This window comes from Mesorhizobium sp. M0166 (assembly GCF_040322255.1).
In the GTDB taxonomy this organism is placed as follows: domain Bacteria; phylum Pseudomonadota; class Alphaproteobacteria; order Rhizobiales; family Rhizobiaceae; genus Mesorhizobium.
In genome coordinates this window covers 1-23,766 of the sequence record NZ_JAMYTD010000057.1, presented here as the reverse complement: position 1 = coordinate 23,766, position 23,766 = coordinate 1, and the positions used below count along the sequence as shown (strand labels likewise).

Below are 23,766 nucleotides of genomic sequence, written 5' to 3'. Positions count from 1 at the left end.
GAAAATGCGCATGAAACTCGACCGCAGAACATTCCTGGCCGGCTCGTCGGCACTGGCGATCCTGCCCTATGTCAGCTTTGCCCGGGCGGCTGACAGAACTAACCCGATAATCGCGCTCGATACCGACATCGGCAATCTCGACCCGGGCAATCGCGTCGGCACTACCGAGAGCAACATCATCCGGTCGGTATGTCAGACGCTGGTGCGCTTCGAGCCGGGCAAGACCAGCTGGACCAATGACGCCGCCAAGGAAATCAAGCAGATCTCCGACACCGAGTTCGACTTCGAGCTCAACCCGGGCCAGTTGTTCACCGGCGGCTATGGCGAGCTGACGTCGGATGACGTGAAATACTCGTTCGACCGCTTCATCAATGGCGACAAGAACGGCAAGAAGCTCGCCTATGCCGACGACATGGAAGCGCTGAAGTCGGTCGAGGTCACCGGCAAATATACCGGCAAGCTGATCCTCAAGCATCCCTCGGCGGCACTCTGGCTGATCGGCCTCTGCGACGCGTCGGGTGCGATCCTGTCGAAGAAAGCGTCGGAAGAACTCGGCGACAAGATCGCCACCACGCTGATCGGCTCCGGCCCGATGACGCTCAAGGACTGGCGTCCGAAGGAGCAGTTCGTGCTCGCCGCCAACCCCGACTACAAGGGCCCGTACAAGGCGCATTTCGAGGAGATCACCGGCAAGATCATCCCCGAGCATAAGACCGCCTTCCTGTCCTATCAGGCGAAGGAACTCGACTTCACCGCGTTCGATGCCGACCAGCTCGACACCGCCAAGGGCCTGCCGGACACCAAGGTGATCGACATTCCCGGCATCGACTACACTTGGATTGGCATCAATGTTGAGAAGGGCGATCTTGCCGATCTCAAGGTGCGCCAGGCGATCCGCTGGGCAATCGATGTCGATGCGATCATCCAGGGCGCCTATTCCGGCGCTACGTCGCGTGCCAAGACGCTGCTGGCACCCGGCCTGCTCGGTAACTGGGCCGATGCGCCGCTCTACAACCGCGATGTCGCCAAGGCGCAGGCGCTGCTCGCCGAGGCCGGCAAGACCGGGCTGACCTTCACCTTCACCTGCCTCAACGACGCGACGTCGCTGGCGGTCGCCCAGATCGCCCAGGCCAACCTCGCTGAAGTCGGCATCACGCTCACCATCAACGCGATGGATTCAGGCGCCTACTGGGCGCTCGGCGCCGACGATGCCAGCAAGGATCTCGAACTGACGCTCATTCCCTACACGTCCAAGTTCGACCCGAGCTTCCAGACGCAATGGTTCCTCGCCAGCCAGATCGGCCTGTGGAACTGGCAGCGCTGGAACAGTCCCGAGTTCGACAAGCTGCACCAGGAGGGGCTGGAGACGCTGGACAAGGCCAAGCGCGAGAAGATCTATATCAACATGCAGAAGCTGCTCGATGAATCGGCTTCCTGCATCTGGATCACGCACGGCCGCAACTTCTTCGTCGACGCGGCCTGGCTGAAGCCGATGTTCCTGCCCAACGGCAAGGACTGGCAATTCGAGTTCTTCGACAAGGCGTAAGGTCAGAGCCGGTGACCTGGGAGGGGTGGTTGACCAGATGTGGCGGACTAGATCCGGAGCGTTCATGACCAGATCGCAACGGACCGCCGCCTTCATCGCGAGCCGTCTGGCGTCGGTGGTGCTGACCATCGCCGGCGCCACGCTGCTTCTGTTCCTGATGGTGCGGCTGGTGCCGGGCGACTTCACCTCGGTGATGCTCGGCCCGAGAGCGACGCCGGAGCTGCGTGCCCAGATAACCCATGACATGGGCCTCGACCGCAGCATGGTCGAGCAGCTCTGGCTGTTCGCCAGCCGCGCCGCGACTGGCAATTTCGGCGAGGATGTCGTCTCGCACCGGCCGATCCTCGACATCGTGCTCGATGTCGTTCCCAACACGCTGGCGCTGGCCTTCAGCGCGCTGGCGCTGGCGCTGGTAGTCGGCATTCCGATCGGCGTAATCGCGGCGCTGAAACCAGGCTCGTGGCTCGACAGCGGCCTGGCGCTGCTATCGATCTCCTTCATCACCACGCCAACGCTGGTGGTCTCGGTCATCCTGTTCCTGATCTTCGCCATCGGCCTGCACTGGCTGCCGGTGGCCGGAGCCGGCAACCCCGGCGACATCACGGACCGGCTGGCGCATCTGATCTTGCCCAGCGTGGCGCTGGCGCTGGGCTGGGTTGGCTACATCTCGCGGCTGGTGCGCGCCGCACTGCTCGACACGCTGGCCGAACTGCATGTGCGCACGCTGCGCGCCTATGGCGTGTCGGAATACCGCATCGTCGGGCTGTACGCACTGAAACTCGCGCTGGTGCCTGTGGTGTCGATCCTCGGCATCGGGCTCGGCGACCTGATCGGCAGTTCGGTCGTCGTCGAGATCATCTTCGCCCGACCGGGCATCGGCAGCCTGATCTTCAACTCGATCGCGCAACGCAACTACCCCGTCGTGCAGGCCTGCGTCGTGTTCATCGTCGCCTTCTACATCGTCGCCAATCTCGTGGTCGACATGATCAACGCGCTGCTCGATCCTCGTATCGCGGCGGGGCGGGGATGAGCGGGTTTTTCGCGACACTCAAACGCATCTGCTCGGAGCGCGACGGCCGGCTCGGCCTGGCCTTCACCTGTCTCATCCTGGTGTTCGCGCTTGTCGGGCCGCTGGTCAGCCCTGATCCCAACGCCATCGACATCAAGGCCCGCTTCGCGGCACCGGGGCTGGCGCATCTGTTGGGTACAGACAATCTCGGCCGCGATCTGTTGGCGCGCACCTCGGTCGGCACACGCTATGCGCTAGCTCTTGCGGTGATGATCGTCGTCATCTCCTCGATCATCGGTTCGCTGATCGGCATCGTCGCCGGCATCGTCGGCAGTTGGATCGACCGGGCGGTGACGGCGGTGTTCGATATCGTCAACGCCTTCCCGCCGCTGATCCTCGCCTTCGCGTTGATAGCGCTTTACGGCAAGGGCTCGGCTACCTTCGTGCTGCTGGTCACCGTCGTGTTCATTCCGCAGTTCGGCCGCATGGCGCGGGCCCGCGCGCAGACGCTGCGCGATCTCTCTTTCATCGAGGCCGAGCGGATGCTCGCCGTCCATCCCGTCACCATCGTGGTCAGGCACTATCTGCCCAATGTCGCCGGGCCGATCATCGTGCTGGCCAGCATGAACCTGCCGGTGGTGATCGCCTTCGAGGCCTCGCTGTCCTTCCTCGGCTTTGGCGTGCAGCCGCCGAAATCCTCATTGGGCACGCTGATCAAGGACGGCTTCATCTCGATCAACCAGTCGTGGTGGCCGACGGTTGCCGCAGCCCTGGTGCTGGCCATCGCCACGCTCGGCGCGACCTTGCTCGGCGAAGCGCTGCGGCGCGTCATCGATCCCAAGTCGACAAGGGCACGCTGATGGCGATTTCGCTGCGCAATCTCTCAGTAAACTACAGCCTGCAGCAGGGCATCGCGCATGCGCTGCGTGGCGTGTCACTGGACATTGAGAAGGGCCAGATGCTCGGGCTGGTGGGCGAATCCGGCAGCGGCAAATCCACTGTCGCCTTCGCGCTGATGGGCCTGTTGGCCAACAACGCCAAGGTGACGTCGGGCGCGGCGACGATCGAAGGCAAGAATTTCGACCTGACGAAGCGCAACGCGACGGCTGCCTTGCGCGGCCGCGGCATGGCGATGATCTTTCAGGATCCGATGCTGTCGCTCAATCCGGTGTTCACCATCGGCACGCAGCTTTGCGAAGTGCTCCGCCGGCGCGCGCCCGGCAGTGACCGCAAGACGAGGGTTGCGATGGCCGCAGATGCGCTCGCCAAGGTCCAGCTCAGCAACCCCGGGCGGCGCATGAACCAGTATCCGCATGAACTCTCAGGTGGCATGCGCCAGCGCGTGGTGATCGCCATGGCGCTCTTGTCCGAACCGGCGCTGCTGATCGCCGACGAGCCGACCACGGCGCTCGATGTCACCGTCGAGGCGCAGATCATGCGCGAGATCATCGGCTTGCGCGACCGCATTGGTTGCGCGGTGCTGTTGATCACCCACAGCCTCGGTCTGGTCACCGAATATTGCGACGCAATCTCCGTGCTGTATGCCGGCGAGAAACTGGAAAGCGGCACGGTGAAAGAGGTGCAGCAGCAGCCCGGCCATCCCTATACGCGCATGCTGTTCGACTGCGAAGTGCCGATCGACCGCGAGCGCCATGCCGATGCCTCGCAAAACCGCTTCACGGTGATCGCAGGCGACCTGCCGGACCCGCGCCGGCGGCCCATCGGCTGCATCTTCAACGGACGCTGCGATGTCTCGTTCGGGGATTGCGCTGTCGTCAATCCCGGCGATTATCCCGTCCGTAATGACGCCGCACACAGCGCCCGTTGCCTGCGGCTGGCGACGCTATGACCGACGCGATCTCGATCAGCAATGCGCAGTTGCGCTTCGGCGAGACCGCCGCGCTCGACGGTGTGTCGCTCACCATTCCGCAAGGTACATGCTTCGGCATTGTCGGCGAATCCGGCTCCGGCAAGACGACGCTGATGCGCGCCGTGCTCGGCCTGCAAAAACTCGACCAGGGCGAGATCGGCATCCTCGGCAACCCGCTGGTGCCTGGCCGCGCGGCGCTGAAGCGGCGCGCCAGCTTCATCCAGCCGATCTTCCAGGATCCGGCCGCCTCGCTGTCGCCGCGCAGCCGCATCCGCAAGCTGATGAACGAGGTCGGCACGGTGCTGAGGGAACCGCATGCCGCTACGCATGAGCGGCTGCGCGTCATCCTGAACCGGCTTGGCCTGCCACAGAGCGTCATAGAAAAATACCCGCACGAGATCAGCGGCGGGCAGGCGCGCCGCGTGGCCATCGCCCGGGCGCTGCTGATGAAGCCGTCGATCCTGATTGCCGATGAACCCACCGCTGGTCTCGACGTTTCCGTGCAGGGCGATCTGCTCAACCTGTTGCAGGACATCAGGCGGTCCGACAACATCACGCTGGTTGTCATCAGCCACAATCTGGCGATCGTGCGCCTGATCGCCGAAAACGCTGTCGTCATGCGAGCCGGCAAAGTCGTCGAAGGGGGCGAGGTCGGTTCGCTGTTCAAGTCGCCTCGGGAAGCCTACACGTGTGAATTGCTGGCTGCGTGGCCGAGCGTCACTCGGGCCCCCGCTCTAAACCGTTGATACTGTTAAACCCCAATAAAATCGAAAGAGTTCTATATTTGATGTTCTGCCACTCTTCAGCGGTGCCCGCTGAGGATTATAATCGGAGCCATGTTTTCGGCACCAGCGGCGGATCGTCTCGTAGGAAACGGTGATGCCGCGCTCCAGCAACATTTCCTCGACGTCGCGCAGGCTCAGACTGAACCGGAAATACGGCCAGACCGCACGGGCCATGATCTCGATGGGATAGTGGTGGTTCTTGTAGGTCGGCGCGGTCCTGCTCATGCCCCGCAGCTATCCCAATATCCTTGCCTAAATAACAATGTGACAGCGCCCCTGGAGGAGCTAGGTTACGGCGGGAACCCAAGGAAACTGGTGCAGAGGGACGCGCAAGTGGATGCGCCTCGCCTACGATCGTAGCGGCCCACGTTTGCGAGTAACTCGTTTGCCGAGCCTCATCCACCCCACATACGGCCGCATCTATTTCGGCCGCACCAACATCCCGCTTCCGGCGGGCAGGGCTCAGGTCGACAAAACCATTCTATGAGACTGCATTTCGCCAAAGATTCTCTGGGTTGTCGGCCTGGAACCACCACGGTTCATGAGACCTCGGCGGTACCTTAGAGGGAGTGAGAGCGTTAGGCTCCTCTGACCCTCGATGGTTGCGTTGCGACTGCGTGTATTCTGGCCTAGAGCACGTCCGATTTAATCCGGGTCATATCCAGCGGCCTTGAAGTAGTTGGCACATTCTGCGGGCGTGAAAAGGTCGACAACGGCGCCGACTGTATTCCACAGGGCGGCGATGGTCCGCTCGGCCTTGGCGCGCAACAGCGCCTTGAGCTTGGCAAAGGCGTTCTCGATGGGGTTGAAGTCGGGACTGTAAGGCGGGAGGAACATCAGCCTCGCACCGGCGGTCTCAATTGCGTCCCGCACGCCCGCGGCTTTGTGGGCGGGCAAGTTGTCCATGATGACGACGTCGCCGGGCGACAATGTCGGGACCAGCACCTGCTCGACATAGGCAAGGAACACGTTGCCGTTCATGGCGCCGTCGTAGACGAATGGCGCGGTCATGCCGGTCAGCCGCAGCGCGCCCGTGAAGGTGGTGGTCTTCCAATGACCTTGCGGCACGCCGGCCCGGCAGCGTTCGCCGCACAGTGCTCTCCCGCGCAGACGCGCCATCTTGGTCGACAGGCCGGTCTCCTCGATGAAGACGAGCTTCGCTGGGTCGAGATCGAGCTGGCCGTCGAACCAGGGCGCGCCGGCGTCTCAGGATATCGGGACGATCCTGCTCCAGTGCATGTGCGGACTTTTTTGAACGTCCAGCCGTGCCCGCGCAGCCAATCGTTCAAGGTGCTGCGGCCGATGCTCAGCGACCGCTCGGTCGAGATCCGCTCCACCATCTCGTTCAGCGTGATGTCCTTGTGCTGCTCGATCAGCCCGACGATAAAGTCTGCGTGCCCGTCGAGCCGCGACCCGCGTCGCCGTCCCTGCGGCCGGGGCGTCGTCTCGCCCAGCCTGGCCCTTGCGATTCAGCGGATCGCGCTCGATATCCCCACCCCAAATCGTGCCGCCGCCTGACGCGCCGAAGTCCCTTCATCCGCAGCCTTCAAAACACGCAATCTAAGATCCTCTCCGAGCGCTCGCGCCATCGTCCACCTCCTGAAAGGAGACGTTGAATCAGAAGCTGCGCCGGCCGTCACATCACAATCGATTCATCGATCCCCGGACGTGCTCTAGTTCTCTCTCAAGCCGTTCGAGAATACTTTTCAGTGGCATGCATTGTTAACTCGCGGGTAGTTCCGCCCGCTATTATTCCGCGGTATAGACATCTTACCTTTTCGGCACGTTCTCTATGAATGAACTGCCGCACGGACCGAGCAGGGAACCGCTCGAACGCGGGCACGGCCTGTCATCGGCCCTGCCTGCTAAGTCGGCAAACGACCACTAGCTCGGGCCATTTGGTTCCGCTCCAATCGGCATCGCTCCCGTATGCTCCATTCGGGCGGCTTAAAGCTCTCTGGAATTGCATCCGTTTTGGGGACTAGACACCCAGCCGCCACTAAACCGGCCAGGCGAGCGATCTCGGGCATAACTCGATGGTTTCCATCGGCTCGCTCCACACCGCTATCGAGGCCGCGGTCGTAGACAATCCAATTGTTGGGGAGACGTAAACCAAAGTATGCGGCGCAACGCCTAAACAGGTAGGTCCGACACACTTCATTGCAATAGAACATCATCACGGGCGAGGTAAACTGGCGCCTAATCTGGAGATGGCGCTCTGGTCCGAAAAGGACAGCCATCCTACCGGCATGGAGGAAGCCATGATCTGTATCAACTGTGGCGGTGTGTTTCAAAAGAGACCTTTCCAATATTACTTTTGTTCGAAGATATGCTGGGAGGACGCCACTACAAACACTCCTTGGCGGATTCTCTCTGATGGCCTCGAACCCAATTATCCGGTCCGGCTTACCACCTCTCCCCGGGTTCCAAGGCGCCATGAGCTTACACGAAGCTTCGTCAAGGATTCGCAGGACGACCACCGTTGGTGCGCGCATCAGGCGGGTATGGAAGCAGGGCGCACGATCTTCGAGCAGCCCAAGGCCTGGTGAGGCCACTTCGCGGCGTTCGCCAAAACTAACGACCGGCGAGAAACCCACATCTCAGGCCCATAACACTGAAGGGTGCGAGACCATGTTCACAGAAGCACCTCAGGCGCCCACCGGCTCGATCGCGCCGCCCTTGGCCAGCAACGCCTTGCCACAGCCTCAGGATCGCGCATCGCCTCTGCGTGACTGGCGTTCTCGTTTCAATAGACAAGCCCATTCCGTTGCGTCTGTAACCGAAACGCCGTTCAAAATCCCCACTCGCCCCAGACATAGCGTCAATCCCCACCGGGGTGCGTCTTTGGACGAGCTCTTCGATACCGTGCAGCGACAGACGCTTCGATATTTCTGGGAATTTGGCCATCCGACGAGCGGCCTTACGCGAGAGCGGAGCAACGCGACACCGAATATCGTCACGACAGGCGGTTCCGGCTTCGGCATCATGGCGATCCTTGCAGGCGTCGAACGCGGATGGATCGGCCGGCAGGCCGCTCTCGATCGCCTGCTTACGATGGTGTGCTTTCTCGGCCAGGCAGAGCGCCACCACGGCGCCTTTCCTCATTGGATGAATGGCGACAGCGGCCGAACGATCCCGTTTAGTCAATGCGACGATGGCGCCGACATCGTCGAGACTGCGTATTTGATTGTGGGGCTTCTTTCGGCGCGACAATATTTCCGAGGATCGGAAGCCAAAGCGTGCCTTTTGCGCAGCCTCATCGATGCGCTGTGGCAAGACATCGAATGGGACTGGTTCGCCCGCGGCTCCGATTCGCTCTTTTGGCATTGGAGCCCGGTGCACGGTTGGGCGATGGACCACCCGATCAAGGGTTGGAACGAATGCCTGATCGCATTTGTCCTCGCCGCGTCCGCCCCGCGGCATGCAATCAAGCCGAGTGTCTATCACCGTGGCTGGGCCGCGGACCAGGCCTTCGCCAACGGCCGAAGCTTCGACGGTATTCCGCTCCCCCTCGGACCCGATCATGGAGGTCCCCTCTTTTTCGCTCACTATTCCTTTCTGGGGCTCGACCCAAGACGTCTTCGGGATTGCTACGCCGACTATTGGCGGCAGAACGTCTCTAGTACTCTCATCAACCAGGCGCATTGCATCCGCAATCCTCAGAAATTCGACGGCTATGGCGCCGATTGCTGGGGGCTGACAGCCAGTGACAGTATCGATGGCTATGTCGCACACGCTCCCGACCGCGATCTGGGCGTGATCACCCCGGCCGCTGCGCTTGGCTCCTTCCCCTATGCCCCAGCGGAGTGCCATCGGGCGCTTCGCCACTTTGCTTCGCGCAGCGAGAGGCTTTGGGGCGACTATGGCTTCGCGGACGCATTTAGTCCGGCGATGGATTGGTACGCGGAGTCCCATCTAGCCATTGATCAAGGGCCGATCGTGATCATGATCGAGAACTATCGGAGTGGGCTCCTGTGGCGCCTGTTTATGAGCTGCCCCGAAATCCGACTAGGGCTCGCCAAGCTAGGCTTTTCCCAGCGGACGACGGTCGACACTGCCGCGTAATCGGATGAAGAAATATCACCGAGGATGGCGGTCTCGTGGTCGAACGGCGGGCACAGCCTGCCGCTTGCGATAGAAACTCCGCGCACAAGTGTTTCGAGGCGTTGTAGTCGGCCCTGCCTGCTACATCGGCAAACGACCGCCAGCTCGGGCCACTCGGTGTCGCGCGGCAATCATGGCTCCGCTCCCGAATCTTTTTCTCGGTCGAGCTTAAAGACTCTTTGGAACTGAATCGGGTTCGGGGTCTGGCACCCGGCCGGCACAGAAGCTGCCAGCTGACCCGGCAGTCTGAACGAGCAATCCGTTGGGTTTGCCGCGTCGGGTACCGTAAAATTAACTGAAGGATGATGAAAATTTGTGATCAGGCAGCATGTCGAAGATTGCCCGTGATCCGCTCTATCGCCCACCGTTTTCCGGCCGAGATCATCTCGCATGCGGTTTGGCTCTACTTCCGCTTCCCGCTTAGCCTGCGCATGGTCGAGGACATGCTGGCGGCCCGCGGCATCATCGTTACCCACCAGACGATCCGGAACCGGGCGGAGAAATTTGGACGGCATTTCGCCAATGATGTCCGTCGCCGATCCGCTGGCCGCCTCGGCGACAAGGGGCATCTCGACGAGGTTGTCGTCAGCGTCGAGGGCAAGAAATGCTGGCTCTGGCGGGCCGTCGACCAGGAAGGCTTCGTCATCGACGTTTTGGTGCAGCCGCAGGAATACAAAGGTCGCCAGACGTCTAATGCGCAAACTGCTTACGGCACAAGGGCGACCTCCGCGCGTCATAATCACCGACAAGCTTCGATCATACGACGCTGCGAGACGACAGATCATGCCGGGTGTGGAGCATCGGAGCCATAAGGGCCTGAACAATCGGGCGGAGAATTCGCACCAGCCGATCCGACGACGAGAGAGGATCATGAAACGCTTCAAGTCGACGCGACTGCTTCAGCGTTTCCTCTCCATCCACGATCCCGTCGCTAACCTGTTCCACTTTCCCCGCCACGCTCTTTCATCATCCGACCATCGAAATCTGCGAGACACCGCCATGGCGACGTGGAGCCAAATCTCCAGGGTCACGGCCACCTGAAACCCAACTTCACGGGGGATCTTTGCGCCAGTTCGTCGACAACTTTACGATGCCCTGCGGCGTTCGGCGGTACGTTCGTAATTTTCACGTTCCTGGTGCCGATCCTCACCGAGGTAACTGGTGTGGGCAACGGAACCCTCAGCATCGCGTTGGTGATCTTCGGCGGCGCAACCGTCGTCGGCAACTTCGCTGGGGGCGAGCTGACCGATAAGATCGGTACGTCGAGGACAATGGTCACCACGCTCATCGGCCTGATCGCATCCTTCGTGCTCGTCGCTCTCGCAATGCGCGTCGAAGTGGCAATTCTGGTGGTCCTCGCGATTTGGGGCATTTTTGGGTTCGCGATCCCTCCGATCATGCAGGACGGTGTCGTGAAGGTCGCCCGTGCGGTTGCCCCTGACGCAGTGGCGACAGCGTATGGAATGAATGTCTCGGCGTTCAACCTCGGCATCTCAGGCGGCTCGTTCATCGGAGGTAGGGTGGTGGAAGGGCCCGGCTTGACCGCGACGCCCTACGCGGCCATTGCCTTTGCCGTAGTCGCCCTCGGCATCACCATCCTCATCGGCGAGTCTCAAACACCGCGCGCCTGCGAGAGTGGTGCCAGTTAAAATCAAACCTCATTGATTCAAAATTTTTTTCGCGTCGGGGGGTGGCATCGATTCCATAGCCGAAGGTCATTGGACCATCGGTTTTCGCCGTTCTATTTTCGTTCACCTGTAAAGAAATTCCCAAAAATGACGACATCCCACGGATCGAGAGGTGGAAGATGAAAGCAATCGTCGTGACGGACCAGGCTGCGGGAACTGCCGGGATGAAGCTGGTGGAGCGGCCCGAGCCGCAGGCAGCGATAAACGACGTCATCGTTCAGGTTCATGCCTCGGGATTCACCTGGGATGAGCTGACGTGGCCCCCGACCTGGACCGATCGCCTCGATCGTGACCGAACACCGTCGATCCCTGGGCACGAGCTGGCCGGAGTGGTCACCGCCCTCGGCTACGGTACGAGCGGACTGTCGGTGGGACAGCGGGTGTTCGGCCTCGCGGACTGGTATCGCGACGGCACCCTTGCCGAGTATGTGGCCGTCGAGGCACGCAACCTCGCGCCGCTGCCGGGCGATATCGACTTCACGGTGGGCGCGAGCCTCCCGATGCCGGGCCTGACCGCATGGCAGGGGCTGTTCGAGCACGGCCGTCTCCGGCCGGGGCAGAGCGTCCTCTCGCACGGCGCGGCCGGCGTAGTCGGTTCGATGGTGACGCAGCTCGCACGTGAGGCCGGCGCCTACGTCATCGGCACCGGACGCGCTGCCGACCGTCAGAAGGCGCTCGACTTTGGCGCGAAGGAGTTCGTCGACCTCGAGAACGACGCCTTGGAAGACGTCGGGGGCGTCGATCTGGTGTTCGATGTCCTCGGCGGCGACATCGGGAAGCGGTCCGCAGCCCTGATTCGAGCCGGAGGAACACTGGTGTCCATCGCCGGCCTGGCCGAGGCACGGCCCACCAACGGCCTGGCGGTCGACTTCGTCGTCGAGTCCGATCGTGCCCAACTGAGTGAGATCGTTCAGCGGGTGCGGGACGGACGACTGCGGACGAACATCGGCAACGTCTCGACCCTCGAGGGTGCCGTCGCCACCTTCAACGCGACCGAGCGACGCGCGGGGAAGACGATCATCCGCGTTCATCCGTGAGCGACACGCGCCCATCGAAGCAACATTTCCACCAAACAGACACAGGAAATCGACAATCCGGGGCAGGTGTTCGAGGCGGGCATGATCCGCGGCGCGGGAATCCTCCGGCGACCGACGAAAGAGAGTAAACCATGAAGATAGTCGTGTTGGGCATCGATGAATATTGCGATCGCCTGGTTCTTGATACCGCGGCGACGAACACGAACGCGCGCCGCTTCGCCAAACGCGAAGGGCCGGTTGACAACGTGATTGGTTTCGTAAAGCCATCGGGATCGTTCGCATGAACATCCTCCATATTGATTGCAGTCCGCGTCCAGAATCGCAAAGCCGCCAGCTTTCAGCGGCGATCGTCAAAAAGCTCCTTGAGGTTGCCCCCGGGGCGAGCATCAGCCGGCGAGACTTTGCCGCCGCCCCCCTGCCGCACGCTTCGTCCGACTACGCGACTGCCCTGTCGTCGCCGGCCACCTTGGCGGCCCCGCCGAAGGGCGCGCTGGAGCTTTCCGAGGCGCTTATTCAGGAAGTCGAGGCGGCCGATGTGATTGTCATCGGAACGCCCATGAACAACTTAACCGTTCCGTCGGTCTTCAAGGCGTGGATCGACCAAATCCTTCGCGCCGGTCGCACGTTCATGTCGACGCCGGCCGGGAAGGTGGGAATGCTCCGAGATCGTCCGGTGTTTATCGGGATCGCTTCTGGCGGCGTTTTTACCGGCGACCGAGCCAACCAGCCCGATTTTCTCACGCCGTATCTGTCGGTGGTGCTGGGCAGCATTGGGCTGAAAACCCAGCAATTCCTATCCGTGCAGGCCACTGCGTTTCTCAACCGGGACCAGGCCACATTAGCGAGGGACAAAGCCCTCGCGGCTATCGATCTCACGGTCATAAGAGAGGTTCCATGTCTATGATTGAAATCACTGCCGACATTGAGGCGATCATCAAGCAGGCGATACTGTCGTTCGTCGCGACAGTCAACGAAGACGGAACGCCAAATCTTTCGCCGAAGGCGTCTTTGACGGTCAGGAGCGGCGTTCTCTACTTCGCCGATATCGCATCGCCGCGGACGATACTGAATTTGAAGCGCAATCCCGCCGTCGAAATTAACGCAGTCGATATTTTTCAGAGGCGCGGTTATCGGTTCAAGGGCCGCGCGCTGATACTGCCGCCAGACGATGCCGAGTTCTTTATGATCGCCGACTGGGTTCGGGCGACGAACGGCCCTGAGTATCCTGTCGATCACGTTGTCAAAATCGAAGCCAGTTCGATCACCCCGTTGCTTTCCCCGGCCCATGTCTTTGCCGACCCTCCTCGAAGTCAGGACGAGATCAGGAGCAGCTACTATCAAAAGTACGGTGTGAAACCCATCGGTACATAGGTGCAGGGTCCGCGAAGAACGAGGCCCAACCGGTCACGTCCGCGCCCGTCCGCACATAGCAGCGGGGCGGCATCCGAATTTCAGGAGCATTTTATGGAGGGCTATCAGCGATTTTACGACGTGGATATCCCCGAGTCTGTGACGCTCAAGACCTCGGCGCGCTTCTTGGACCCAATCGAGCCGATGCATGCGGCGCTTGCCATGATGGGCGAATAGGCATCGGGGCTGGTGCATTCGATCTACCATCGATCCGCCTGGACGACGAGCGACGACTGCTATCTTCAGGACCTGTTTGTTGCGGACGATGCGCGTGGTAGCGGCGTCGGCCGCGCGCTGATCGACCATGTCTATGCGGATGCGAGACGTCGCGGGGCGTCCCGCGTGTACTGGCTGACGCGCAAATCCAACCATAACGCCAGGCAGCTTTACGACCGCATCGCCGATCGCTCGGGTTTCATCCACTACCGAAAACTACTTGCCTGACGCGCTGATTCCTCAGTTCCTATGCCCCAAGCTGACCGGTTGAGCCATCTCCTGAAAAATGATCGCCATCGCTGGCCGACTTGTGCGGCATGTCACGCGCCACCTTCATACGGCACTTCCAAGACAAGCTGGGCCGCTCAGCCGTCGAACTGTTGACCGATATCCGGATGAGCCTGGCCGCCAACGAGCTGAAGAAGCCGGCGATGACCACCGAGGCCGTGGCCGACTCGATCGGGTATCGATCCGAGGCTGCATTCCGGCGTGTGTTTGCCGACAGGATGAGGATGACGCCCGGCAATGGCGCCGTCTGGCGCGCGAGGGGCTGTTAATCGCGCATCCAGCGGTGCGCCGCGGGCTGCAAGTCACGGCGGCCTAAAGGCCGGGAGGAAACAATGAACCAAGTCCACCGACACTCAAAGGAGAAAGCCCATGAAGATCCGAACCATCATCGCCGCTATCGGCGCCGCCCTTGCCATCTCGATGGCCGGCCCCGTCGCAGCCCATGACGGCCAAGCGGAAACCGTCACCAAGAACTTCGAGGCGACGATTCCCAATATCCCCGGCAAGTCGCTGATCGCCGTGGAAGTCGTTTACGCGCCGGGCGCGGCTTCCCCGTCCCACACCCACGGGAAGTCGGCTTTCATTTATGCCTATGTAATATCGGGTGCGATCGAGTCGAAGGTGAATGACGGCGAGACACGCATCTATCGGGCAGGCGAGAGCTGGTCCGAACAGCCGAAAGCGCTCCATTCGATCAGCCGCAATGCGAGCAAGACCGAGCCGGCGAAGCTGCTTGCCGTCTTCGTCCTCGACACCGATGACAAAGCTCTGACCACGCCCGTCAAATAGCCCTCGAGGAAACTGCGACATGACCAAACGGCTGGACCATAGGCGATCGTTCTTGTCGTTCGCCGCGGTGTGGTTTCGTCGCGAGGAATGCCACGAGCTGCATGACGCTCGAAGCCAACATTTTTATTCTCTTCAATTGCCAGAGAGGAGATGGCGATCGGCGAAGCTCCGCGCGCCTCGATTAATGAGCGAACCGAAACCCGGAATCTCAAGATTCCGGGTTCAATACGGTGCATCGCCCGGAAATGACGCCGCGCGTCACTTCGTCAGCGGGCAACCGCTTTCCTTGGCGGTGAAGAACGCCTGATCGCCCGGCACCACCGCGAGCTGCTTGTAGTAGTCCCACGGCTTCTTTGACTCCGAGGGCTTCTTGACCTCGAACAGGTACATGTCGTGCACCATGCGGCCGTTGGCCAGCACTTTGCCTTTGGCGAAGGCGTCGTCGACCGGCAGCTCTTTCAGCTTCTTGGCCACTGCCTCGGAGTCCTTGGTGCCGGCGGCTTTCACCGCCCTCAGATAGCTCAGCGTTGCCGAATAGGTGCCGGCATGGTTCATGTTCGGCATGCGTCCGGTACGCTTGAAGAATCGTTCGGAGAAAGCGCGACTCCGGTCGTCGTGATCCCAATAGAATCCTTCGAACAGCACCAGACCTTGCGCCGCGTCGAGACCGAGGCCGCGAACTTCGGAGAGCGTCATCAGGAGGCCGGCAAGCTTCTGGCCCTGCCGGAAGATGCCGAACTCAGCCGCCTGCTTGATCGAGTTGGTGGTATCCCGGCCGGCGTTGGCGAGGGCGACGATTTTCGCCTTCGAGCTCTGCGCCTGCTGTAGGAAGGAGGAGAAGTCCGACGAGTTCAGCGGCACGCGAACCGAACCTACCACCTTGCCGCCGGCATGGGTGACGATCTCGCTAGTGTCCCTTTCCAGTGCGTGGCCGAACGCGTAGTCGGCGGTTAGAAAGAACCAGGTATCGCCGCCCGCCTTCACCAGCGCGCCGCCGGTGCCGACCGCGAGCGCATGGGTGTCGAAGGCCCAGTGGAAGCCGTAGGGCGTGCAGGCGTCGCCGGTGATGCGAGAGGTCGCGGCGCCGACCACGATATCAATCTTCTTCTTCTCGTTGGAGAGTTCCTGCACCGCCAGCGCGACCGTCGACGTCGTCAGATCGGTGATCATGTCGACGCCGTCGATGTCATACCAGCGCCGCGCGATCGAGACGGCGAGATCGGGTTCGTTCTGGTGATCGGCGGTAACCAACTCGATTTTCTGGCCGAGCACCTCGCCGCCAAAATCCTCAATCGCCATCTTCGCGGCTTCGACCGAATATTTGCCGCCGTAGTCGGCATAGAGGCCGGACTGGTCGTTCAGGACGCCGATCTTGACACCCTGCGCCGACGCCGGCGCCGCGAGCAACAGGCAGCACGCCGCGACCGCGGCGAAAAATCCCGTTTTCATTTTTATGGTCTCCCACAGTTTCTATCAGCGAAAAACGGCGCATGATTGTTTTGTATCCCCACACCCGCCCGTCTATTTCGGCTCAGCCAATAGAATTGCCCCTTTAGGCCTGCAGCTTCAGACGCGTCTTCCTGAGGTGCGGAGAGGAACGAGCAACGAAGGGTGCATGGCGCCGGCAGGGCCGCGCACCATTCATGACGCGCGTTCCGCGCTCCTAAGGGTGACGGAGATAGTGTGTCGGCTTCATCGTGCATCGGCGTCACCCTGACTTATCCCGCCGCGGCCGCCGTCGTCTGGGTCGGCTTGCCCTCGTTCTTGCCTTCCGCGAGGTCGCGCACCACCATATAGAAGATCGGCGTGAAGATCAGGCCGAACAGCGTGACGCCGAGCATGCCGAAGAACACGGCGACGCCGACCGCCTGGCGCATCTCCGAGCCGGAACCGGTCGACACAACCATCGGCAGCACGCCCAGGATGAAGGCGAACGAAGTCATCAGGATCGGCCGCAGGCGGAGCCGGCAGGCCTCGATGACAGCCTCCAGCCGCGACCTTCCCTCGAGCTCGATGTCGCGCGCGAACTCGATGATCAGGATCGCGTTCTTGGCGGCCAGTCCCACTAGCACGACGAAGCCGATCTGGGTCAGGATGTTGACGTCCTGGCCCATGATGCGCACGCCGATCGTGGCCGCGAACAGGCACATCGGCACGATCAGGATCACCGCGAACGGCAGCGTCCAGCTGCCATATTGCGCTGCCAGCACCAGATAGACGAACAGCACGCAGATCGGGAACACATAGAGGCCGGCATTGCCACCCGTCGCCTGTTGATAGGACAGATCGGTCCATTCGAAGGAAAAGCCGCTCGGTAATGTTTTGTCGGCCAGTTGCTTGATGGTGTCGAGCGCCGTCTTCGAGCTCACGCCCGGTGCCGGCTCACCCTGCAGCTCGGACGCCGAGTAGAGATTGTAGCGCGCGACACGATCGGGTCCCGAGATGTCCTTGAAGCCCACGACGCTTCCGAGCATCACCGTATCGCCGGCCGCGTTGCGGGTACGCAGCCGCGCGAGATCGGAGGTCTCCTTGCGGAATGGGAGACCGGCCTGCGCGGTGACGTGATAGGTGCGTCCGAACAGGTTGAAGTCGTTGACATAGGTCGAGCCGAAGTAAGTCTCGATCGTGTCGGTGATGTTGGCGATGGGGACGCCGAGCTTCTGCGCCCTGACGCGATCGATATCGACGAACAGCTGCGGCGTATTCGCCGTGAACGGCGAGAATACCGAGGTCAGGTTTGGCGACTTCCGAGCGGCGGCGACGAGCTCGTCGGTCGCGGCTGCGAGCAGCTCGGGACCGCGCCCTTGTCGATCCTGGATGCGGATGGCGAAGCCGCCGCCGGTGCCGATGCCTGGCACCGCGGGCGGTGGAATGACGATGACGAAAGCGCCCTGGATCACCGACAGCCGCTTGCGCAGATCGGCCGTGATCGCATTCGCCGACAATCCCTTCTTCTGCCGGGCTTCCGGCTCGTCGAACACCGGGAACAACGCCGCGGCATTGCCGGCCTCCGTGCGCGTCGCGCCGGAGAAGCCGGCGAAGGCCGCGACACGGACGATACCTGGCGTATCCAGCGCAATCCGCTCGATTTCGCGCACCACCGCTGCGGTCCGCACCAGCGACGCGGCGCCTGGCAATTGCGCCGAGATGATGAGGTAACCGCGATCCTGTGCGGGAATGAACCCCTGCGGGGTGCTCACCAGCAGCCAGCAGGTGCTGCCGATCAGCGCCAGATAGATCACAAGCATCGCCACTGTATGGCGGATCACGAAGTCGGCGGCGGCCGCGTAGCCTCGCGCCAAGCGATCGAAAATGCGGTTGAACAGCGCGGTGAAGCTGTCCCAGCCGCGCGCGATGATGTTCCAGCGCGCCGGCGGACGCTTCTCCTTATGCGGAGTTAGGATCTGCGAGGTCAGTGCCGGCGACAGCGTCAGCGAGCAGAACAAGGAGATTGCGGTCGCGACCGCGATGGTGACGGCGAATTGCTGGAAGAACTGTCCGGAAATGCCGCCCAGGAAGGCTGTCGGCACGAACACCGCGCAGAGCACCAGCGCGATCGAGACCAGCGCGCCGCCAACCTCTTCCATGGTCTTGAGCGCCGCCTCGCGCCGGCTCATACTGAGCTGGAGATGTCGCTCGACATTCTCGACAACCACGATGGCGTCGTCGACCACGATGCCGACCGCGAGAACCAGACCGAACAGCGTCAAATTGTTGATCGAGAATCCGAGCGCGGCCATCACCGCGAAGGTGCCGACCAGCGACACCGGGATCGCGATGATCGGGATGATCGCAGGTCGCCACCCCTGTAAAAACACCAGCACCACGATGACGACGAGCGCCATCGCCTCGTAGATCGTCTTGATCAGCTCATGGACCGATTGGGCGATGAACTCGCTGGGGTTGTAGCCGATATTGTAGTCGAGCCCCTTCGGGAAGCTCGTCTTGAGCTGCGCCATCGTGTCGGAGATGTGCTTCGCGGTGGCAAGCGCGTTCGATCCGGGCCGTTGCGTCACCACCATTGCGACGGCCGACTTGCGCAGGATGAAGCTGCTGGTCGCGTAGGACAGCGCACCGAGCTCGACGCGGGCAACGTCGCGCAGCCGCACGGTACGGCCGTCGGAGCCGGCCTTCACCACGATGTCCTCGAACTGCCTGATATCTTTGAGGCGGCCAGTGAAGACGAGGTTAGGCTGGAATGCGCGATCGGCGATCGGCGGCTCCGCGATCTGTCCGCCCGCGATCTGCAGGTTCTGCGCGCGGATCGCTGCCAGCACCTCGCTAGATGTCAGACCGACATTGGCGATCCGGTCGGGATCGAGCCACAACCGCATCGAGTAGTCGCGCGCGCCGAACATCTTGATGTCGCCGACGCCTTCGAGCCGCAAAAGCTGATCGCGGACCTGCAGCGACGTGTAGTTGGAGATGTAGAGCTGATCGAACGTGTCGTCGGGCGACAGCATGAACACGACCATCAGAATGTCGGGCGAGTTCTTGCGGGTGACGACGCCGTTGCGCTGCACCTCCTCGGGCAGCCGCGGTTGCGCGATCGCGACGCGGTTCTGCACCAGCACCTGGGCCTTGTCGAGGTCGGTGCCGAGCTTGAAGGTGACGGTGATGGTGAGCTGGCCGCTCGAGGTCGCCTGGCTGTAGAGATACAGCATGTCCTCGACGCCGTTGATCTCCTGCTCGATCGGGGCGGCGACGGTGTCGGATACGGTCTGCGCCGAGGCGCCCGGATATTGCGTGGTGATGGTAACGGTCGGCGGCGCCACCTGCGGATATTCCGAGACCGGCAGCGTTTGATAGGCGATCGCACCGACAATCAGCAGCACGATCGACAGCACCATCGCGAGGATCGGCCGGTTGATGGAAAGCCTGCCGAGATTCATGGCTTGGCACCTACCGGGGGCTTGGCGTCTGACGCGGGCTTGTCACCCGCCGGGGCTTTGGCCATCTGCGGCGTCACCTTGGCGCCGACACGGGCGCGCTGCAGCCCGTCGATGATGACATGGTCCTCAGCCTTGAGGCCTTCGCGAATCACGCGCAGGCCCTCATCGAGCGGGCCGAGCGTGACCGGCCTCGCTTCCACTGTGTTGTCATCCTTGATCACGAATACGATCTTGCGCGACTGGTCGGTGGCGACAGCGGTGTCCGGGATCAGCAGCGCCTCGTAGGGCGAGGAGCCGATGATCCGGACCCGGCCGAACTGACCGGGCAGGATCGAGAGATCCTTGTTCGGGATAATCGCACGGCCGAACAGCGTCGCGGTCGAGACGTCCAGTCGATTGTCGAGGAAGTCCATCTTCCCCTCATGCGAGGGCTTGGTCTCACCGGTCAGCGTCACCTGCACCGGGTTCGCCGTGTCGCGCGAGCTCGGCCGCTGGCCTTTGATCCACAGCTTGCTGTTGCGCTGATAGGTCGCCTCGTCGACGTCGAAATAGATGTAGATCGGATCGAGCGACACGATCGAGGTCAAGAGCGTCGCGCCGCCCTCGCTGCCCTGCACGAGATTGCCCGGAGTCACCAGATGGCGGCTGACGCGGCCGGTGATCGGCGCCAGCACGTGGGTGAATTCGACATTGAGCTGCGCGGCTTTCAGCGCGCCCTCGGCCTGCGTCTCGGCCGCATGCGCCGCCTGCAGCGCCTGACGGCGCTGATCGACGGCTTGTTCGGACACCGCGCTGGTCTGGACCAGACTCAGCCCGCGGTCGAGTTCACGCTTGGCAAGCTCGGCCTTGGCCCGCGCGTCATCGAGTTGGCCTTGGGCCTGCAAGGCGACTGCTTCGAACGGACGCGGGTCGATGGTGTAGAGCAGATCGCCGGCATGGACGATCGCGCCATCCTCGAACTCTACACTGTCGATGAAGCCGCCGACGCGAGCGCGGACGTCAACCTCCTGGATCGCCTCGAAGCGACCGGTTAACTCGTCCCAGTCAGTGACGGTCCGTTTAACCGGTTGCGCGACCGTCACCGGCGGCGGCGGAGGCGCGGCTGCCTGCGATTGCGCCTTGTCATCGCAGCCCACGAGCGCGAGCGCTAACAGCAAGCCGATCGGTGCGCCGCCGCATCGTGCAAGGCGGCGAAGCGAACCGCGATCGAGCCGGGTTGCCGGAGCCGGACACTTCGTTCTGTCAGTCGCACTCACTTCAGTCTCCCCGAGGATCTAGAATGTTGCAGTCGAATTGGATAGGTCGACGGGCGGGAAACTGCTGCCAGCGCCGTCGTCGTTTCGCGCCAGAGGCCTCTAGGTCCGCTTCAGATCCTCGACCAGCATCGCCGTGGCGTGGCGCGCGAGCGCCTGGGTCGGGGCGTTCGTGTTGCCGCTGGTGATGTTCGGCATTATCGAGGCGTCGATCACCCGGAGGCCGTCGACCCCGCGAACCCTGAGCCTGGCGTCAACCACTGCACGCGCATCTTGGCCCATGCGGCACGTGCCGACCGGGTGAAACATGGTCGTCACGGCACTCTTAACCCACTCGCCGATCTCGGCGTCCGACTGGATGCGCGGGCCAGGATCGATCTCTTCCGTGATGACCGGCGCCAGCGACTCCTGCGCCATGATCTTGCGGATCGCCCGCACCGAGCCTACTGCGGCCCTCAGGTCTTGTTCCTCGCCCATGAAGTTTGGGTTGATGAGCGGCATCGACGTTGGGTCGCTGTCGGCGAGCCGCACCCAGCCGCGACTTTTCGGCTGAAGCACTACGAGTTCGAAGGTGATGCCCGAGCGGTCGCCCGTAGGGCTGATTCCATCTTCTGCGATGATGGGCACGTGATAGCATTGGATCGTGGGTTCGGCGGCGAAGTCGGACGGATTCCAGTGGGAAACCGTCTCGATGCCGTTGCCCGACGCCGGGCCATCCTTGGTCGCGAAATAGCGCAGGCCCGCTTTCACGCTCCCAAGGCCCTGCGCGGCCGCCTGATAACCAAGGTCGCCCTTTACGTAGGCGCGGACCGGTACGATCGCGTGGTCGTGGAGATTTTCGCCCACCTCCGGAGAATCGACGACCACCGCGATACCGTGCTGGCGCAGGTGCTCGGCTGGCCCAATGCCCGAGTGCATGAGGATCGTCGGACTATGGACGGTGCCGGCCGACAGCACAACCTCGCCGGCCATGATCATCTCATTGTCCATGAGCTCGACGCCGACAGCCCGCTTGTTCTCGACGAGGATGCGGACGACCGTCTTGCCAATGAGGAGGGTGACGCGGCCCGAGGCGAGGTGCGGACGCAGGTAAGCGTCGACCGCGCTGCACCGGCGCTGATGTCCGACCGTGGATTGCACCGGCGAGACGCCGATCTGGCTCTTGCCGTTATAGTCTGGGTTGTAGGGCAGCCCATATTCCTGGAAGGCCTTTAGGCAATATTGGTTCAGCTCATTGATGCCCTTGGGCAACTGGACCGCGAGACCTCCATCGATGCCGTGAAATTCGTCGTGGAAGGTGTCGTTGAGTTCCTGCGACATGAAGACGGGGAGCAGGTCTTCATACGACCATTTGCCGGTATCGCCGACTGCGTCCTGCCACGCGGCGTAATCTCGGACCTGACCACGGACGTAGCACAATGCGTTGATCGAGGAGCCGCCGCCGAGCACCTTGCCCGAAGGATAGAATCGCTTTGTGCCGTGCTGAGGAACCGTCTCGTAGTTCCAGATATGCCTGCCGGTGGCGAGTATTTTGGCGAAACCAGCAGGGATATGGATGAATGGATCGCGATCCATGTCACCCGCTTCAATCAGCGCGATCGAGGCATCTGTGTGTTCGGCGAGATAACTTGCAACGACGCAACCGGCGGCGCCCGCGCCAACAATGACAATATCGTAGGTTTCCTCGGACATCAGTGTCTTCTCTTTCGCGCTGTTTGTATTTTTAAATGAACAACCGGAGCTGGCGCGGCGCCATCGCGGTGCCGGATACTGAGAGTAATTGGACCGCCTTTTGGAAAATGACCTTGGAACGCCGGCCAGGGAAATGACCTCTCGCCATAGAGTCGATAGCCGATCGTTATCGGCGCGCGCCTCGCGGCGTGAGATGTCGCGGCCCGGGCAACTCGCTTAACTTGCGATTGGAATGAACACTGGCACCTCGCCATTCCCTGCCGCTATGAAAACAATATGCATCGGCTATTGGAACTGTTCGTCGGGCGCTGCGATCAAGAACCGCCGCAAAGTGTGTGTCATCCCCGCATCGCGGTTGAACCAACACGAACATGAGACCCTTGATGTCCGACTCCTATCCGCTCCCTACCGAACCCGAAGGCGTTATCCCCTCGCTTGTCGAGCGATTTAACTCCGGCAAGGTCGGCGCGATGATGGCCTTGCACGCCCCGGAGTCCGTCTTCATCGCCAACGACGGGCGAACCATCACCGATCGAGCAGAGATCGCCGCCCGACTCGAGCACGATCTCAGGCTCGGCCTCCCGCTGGTTGCTAAAGTGCGCCATGTGTTCGTTGCCGACGATATCGCCCAGATCGTGGTGGACTGGTCAATCGACGGCACGGGGCCCGACCGCGAGCAGGTGCACCTCGGAGGCTCGGCATGCGATATCGTGCGCCGCGGCGCCGATGGATGCTGGCGGTATCTGATTGACAACAATCAAGGGACGGCTGAGCGACAGCCTTCCTGACACATGTGCGCCACGGATCGGTCCGTCGCGAATCCGGCTGTCGAGGCTCCGGGCTTCCTGTTCACGCGCGTCGGCATGGGCTCGCGTGATTCATAAAGTTTCGCCGGTCGCTGAGACGCTCAGCCGGATTATTCATGTCAGGGTTGAATTTATCAAATTCGGCAGCAACCACTACTCGGTCAGGCGCAACTGGGTATTGTTCAGCGTCTTCAGTCGAAGGCAACGAAGACCGAACCGATCAAAACCCAGGTCAGGTTGGAACGCGGAAGGGCCATTCACCCAGTTGCGCAGGCCGGATGACTGCGTGAGATGGGGTCGTCCCGCTGTCCCGGAGCCGAGCTGATTTGGGCCTGAGCACTATAGAGGCTTGTGGACATGGCAGGCGACCCGATCTGGCGT

At 61.9% G+C, this 23,766-nt stretch carries 17 protein-coding genes and 5 pseudogenes; 16 read left to right on the top strand and 6 right to left on the bottom strand.

Features of this window, described 5'->3' with window-relative positions:
- Positions 1–4: 4 nt before the first annotated feature.
- The 5 genes from NKJ46_RS32075 (at position 5) to NKJ46_RS32055 (ending at position 5,171) form a co-directional block, all read left to right on the top strand.
- The gene (locus NKJ46_RS32075; protein ID WP_352670966.1) at positions 5–1,546 is read left to right on the top strand and encodes an ABC transporter substrate-binding protein; all 1,542 of its coding nucleotides are present in this window, start codon (positions 5–7) and stop codon (positions 1,544–1,546) included.
- Positions 1,547–1,610: 64 nt separating this feature from the next.
- A complete protein-coding gene (locus NKJ46_RS32070; RefSeq protein WP_352670963.1) occupies positions 1,611–2,576 on the top strand; it encodes an ABC transporter permease in 966 nt (321 codons plus the stop codon).
- Positions 2,573–3,415, top strand: coding sequence for an ABC transporter permease (locus NKJ46_RS32065; RefSeq protein WP_352670960.1), 843 nt, complete (start codon positions 2,573–2,575; stop codon positions 3,413–3,415). The genes NKJ46_RS32070 and NKJ46_RS32065 overlap by 4 nt, the downstream gene beginning before the upstream one ends.
- The gene (locus NKJ46_RS32060; RefSeq protein ID WP_352670959.1) at positions 3,415–4,404 is read left to right on the top strand and encodes an ABC transporter ATP-binding protein; all 990 of its coding nucleotides are present in this window, start codon (positions 3,415–3,417) and stop codon (positions 4,402–4,404) included. Before NKJ46_RS32065 ends, NKJ46_RS32060 begins: the two co-directional genes overlap by 1 nt.
- On the top strand, positions 4,401–5,171 hold the full coding sequence (locus NKJ46_RS32055) for an ABC transporter ATP-binding protein (RefSeq protein WP_352670956.1): 771 nt from the start codon (positions 4,401–4,403) through the stop codon (positions 5,169–5,171). Before NKJ46_RS32060 ends, NKJ46_RS32055 begins: the two co-directional genes overlap by 4 nt.
- An 87-nt stretch (positions 5,172–5,258) precedes the next feature.
- Here the strand turns inward: NKJ46_RS32055 and NKJ46_RS32050 are convergent.
- Together NKJ46_RS32050 and NKJ46_RS32045 are read right to left on the bottom strand one after the other, a co-directional pair.
- Positions 5,259–5,435 (bottom strand): annotated as a pseudogene (locus tag NKJ46_RS32050) (IS6 family transposase); the annotation flags it as partial.
- A 420-nt stretch (positions 5,436–5,855) separates the two neighbouring features.
- Positions 5,856–6,799 (bottom strand): annotated as a pseudogene (locus tag NKJ46_RS32045) (IS630 family transposase).
- 1,042 nt (positions 6,800–7,841) lie between these two features.
- Between NKJ46_RS32045 and NKJ46_RS32040 the strand changes: the two are divergent.
- The 10 genes and pseudogenes from NKJ46_RS32040 to NKJ46_RS31995 all read left to right on the top strand — a co-directional run bounded on the left by NKJ46_RS32040 (position 7,842) and on the right by NKJ46_RS31995 (position 14,742).
- Positions 7,842–9,275, top strand: coding sequence for a glucoamylase family protein (locus tag NKJ46_RS32040; protein WP_352670954.1), 1,434 nt, complete (start codon positions 7,842–7,844; stop codon positions 9,273–9,275).
- A 367-nt stretch (positions 9,276–9,642) separates the two neighbouring features.
- A pseudogene (locus NKJ46_RS32035) lies at positions 9,643–10,355 on the top strand (IS6 family transposase).
- A complete protein-coding gene (locus NKJ46_RS32030; protein WP_352670951.1) occupies positions 10,322–10,963 on the top strand; it encodes an MFS transporter in 642 nt (213 codons plus the stop codon). Before NKJ46_RS32035 ends, NKJ46_RS32030 begins: the two are co-directional and overlap by 34 nt.
- Positions 10,964–11,121: 158 nt before the next feature.
- Positions 11,122–12,039 carry an NADP-dependent oxidoreductase gene (locus NKJ46_RS32025; protein ID WP_352670949.1) on the top strand — a complete coding sequence of 306 codons (918 nt, stop codon included), beginning with the start codon at positions 11,122–11,124 and terminating at the stop codon, positions 12,037–12,039.
- Between the two features lie 131 nt (positions 12,040–12,170).
- Positions 12,171–12,323, top strand: coding sequence for a hypothetical protein (locus NKJ46_RS32020; protein WP_352649065.1), 153 nt, complete (start codon positions 12,171–12,173; stop codon positions 12,321–12,323).
- Positions 12,320–12,943 (top strand): FMN-dependent NADH-azoreductase, encoded by a 624-nt coding sequence (locus NKJ46_RS32015; protein WP_352670946.1) that lies wholly within the window; start codon positions 12,320–12,322, stop codon positions 12,941–12,943. The genes NKJ46_RS32020 and NKJ46_RS32015 overlap by 4 nt, the downstream gene beginning before the upstream one ends.
- Positions 12,934–13,410 (top strand): pyridoxamine 5'-phosphate oxidase family protein, encoded by a 477-nt coding sequence (locus NKJ46_RS32010; RefSeq protein ID WP_352670944.1) that lies wholly within the window; start codon positions 12,934–12,936, stop codon positions 13,408–13,410. The genes NKJ46_RS32015 and NKJ46_RS32010 overlap by 10 nt, the downstream gene beginning before the upstream one ends.
- 93 nt (positions 13,411–13,503) lie before the next feature.
- A pseudogene (locus NKJ46_RS32005) lies at positions 13,504–13,893 on the top strand (GNAT family N-acetyltransferase).
- Positions 13,894–13,958: 65 nt separating this feature from the next.
- Positions 13,959–14,269 (top strand): annotated as a pseudogene (locus NKJ46_RS32000) (helix-turn-helix transcriptional regulator); the annotation flags it as partial.
- Between the two features lie 53 nt (positions 14,270–14,322).
- Positions 14,323–14,742, top strand: coding sequence for a cupin domain-containing protein (locus tag NKJ46_RS31995; protein WP_352670941.1), 420 nt, complete (start codon positions 14,323–14,325; stop codon positions 14,740–14,742).
- Positions 14,743–15,000: 258 nt separating this feature from the next.
- Here the strand turns inward: NKJ46_RS31995 and NKJ46_RS31990 are convergent, their stop codons facing one another.
- The 4 genes from NKJ46_RS31990 to NKJ46_RS31975 all read right to left on the bottom strand — a co-directional run bounded on the left by NKJ46_RS31990 (position 15,001) and on the right by NKJ46_RS31975 (position 22,579).
- Positions 15,001–16,191: an ABC transporter substrate-binding protein gene (locus NKJ46_RS31990; RefSeq protein WP_352670939.1), complete on the bottom strand. Its 1,191-nt coding sequence runs from the start codon at positions 16,189–16,191 to the stop codon at positions 15,001–15,003.
- Between the two features lie 269 nt (positions 16,192–16,460).
- Entirely contained in the window at positions 16,461–19,634 is a 3,174-nt protein-coding gene (locus tag NKJ46_RS31985; protein WP_352670937.1) for an efflux RND transporter permease subunit, read from the bottom strand.
- Positions 19,631–20,890 (bottom strand): efflux RND transporter periplasmic adaptor subunit, encoded by a 1,260-nt coding sequence (locus NKJ46_RS31980; protein ID WP_502903487.1) that lies wholly within the window; start codon positions 20,888–20,890, stop codon positions 19,631–19,633. Before NKJ46_RS31980 ends, NKJ46_RS31985 begins: the two co-directional genes overlap by 4 nt.
- 99 nt (positions 20,891–20,989) lie before the next feature.
- A complete protein-coding gene (locus NKJ46_RS31975; RefSeq protein ID WP_352670934.1) occupies positions 20,990–22,579 on the bottom strand; it encodes a GMC family oxidoreductase in 1,590 nt (529 codons plus the stop codon).
- A gap of 383 nt (positions 22,580–22,962) precedes the next feature.
- Between NKJ46_RS31975 and NKJ46_RS31970 the strand changes: the two genes are divergently transcribed.
- Positions 22,963–23,367: a YybH family protein gene (locus tag NKJ46_RS31970; protein WP_352670933.1), complete on the top strand. Its 405-nt coding sequence runs from the start codon at positions 22,963–22,965 to the stop codon at positions 23,365–23,367.
- Positions 23,368–23,766 lie beyond the last annotated feature (399 nt).

Bases quoted from the DNA above. Each gene is read 5' to 3' on its own strand.
- NKJ46_RS31990 (WP_352670939.1), bottom strand. From the start codon at position 16,191: ATGAAAACGGGATTTTTCGCCGCGGTCGCGGCGTGCTGCCTGTTGCTC.
- NKJ46_RS31970 (WP_352670933.1), top strand. From the start codon at position 22,963: ATGTCCGACTCCTATCCGCTCCCTACCGAACCCGAAGGCGTTATCCCC.
- NKJ46_RS32025 (WP_352670949.1), top strand. From the start codon at position 11,122: ATGAAAGCAATCGTCGTGACGGACCAGGCTGCGGGAACTGCCGGGATG.
- NKJ46_RS31985 (WP_352670937.1), bottom strand. From the start codon at position 19,634: ATGAATCTCGGCAGGCTTTCCATCAACCGGCCGATCCTCGCGATGGTG.
- NKJ46_RS32055 (WP_352670956.1), top strand. From the start codon at position 4,401: ATGACCGACGCGATCTCGATCAGCAATGCGCAGTTGCGCTTCGGCGAG.
- NKJ46_RS32020 (WP_352649065.1), top strand. From the start codon at position 12,171: ATGAAGATAGTCGTGTTGGGCATCGATGAATATTGCGATCGCCTGGTT.
- NKJ46_RS32065 (WP_352670960.1), top strand. From the start codon at position 2,573: ATGAGCGGGTTTTTCGCGACACTCAAACGCATCTGCTCGGAGCGCGAC.
- NKJ46_RS32075 (WP_352670966.1), top strand. From the start codon at position 5: ATGCGCATGAAACTCGACCGCAGAACATTCCTGGCCGGCTCGTCGGCA.
- NKJ46_RS32010 (WP_352670944.1), top strand. From the start codon at position 12,934: ATGTCTATGATTGAAATCACTGCCGACATTGAGGCGATCATCAAGCAG.
- NKJ46_RS32015 (WP_352670946.1), top strand. From the start codon at position 12,320: ATGAACATCCTCCATATTGATTGCAGTCCGCGTCCAGAATCGCAAAGC.
- NKJ46_RS32070 (WP_352670963.1), top strand. From the start codon at position 1,611: ATGACCAGATCGCAACGGACCGCCGCCTTCATCGCGAGCCGTCTGGCG.
- NKJ46_RS32060 (WP_352670959.1), top strand. From the start codon at position 3,415: ATGGCGATTTCGCTGCGCAATCTCTCAGTAAACTACAGCCTGCAGCAG.
- NKJ46_RS31995 (WP_352670941.1), top strand. From the start codon at position 14,323: ATGAAGATCCGAACCATCATCGCCGCTATCGGCGCCGCCCTTGCCATC.
- NKJ46_RS32040 (WP_352670954.1), top strand. From the start codon at position 7,842: ATGTTCACAGAAGCACCTCAGGCGCCCACCGGCTCGATCGCGCCGCCC.
- NKJ46_RS31975 (WP_352670934.1), bottom strand. From the start codon at position 22,579: ATGTCCGAGGAAACCTACGATATTGTCATTGTTGGCGCGGGCGCCGCC.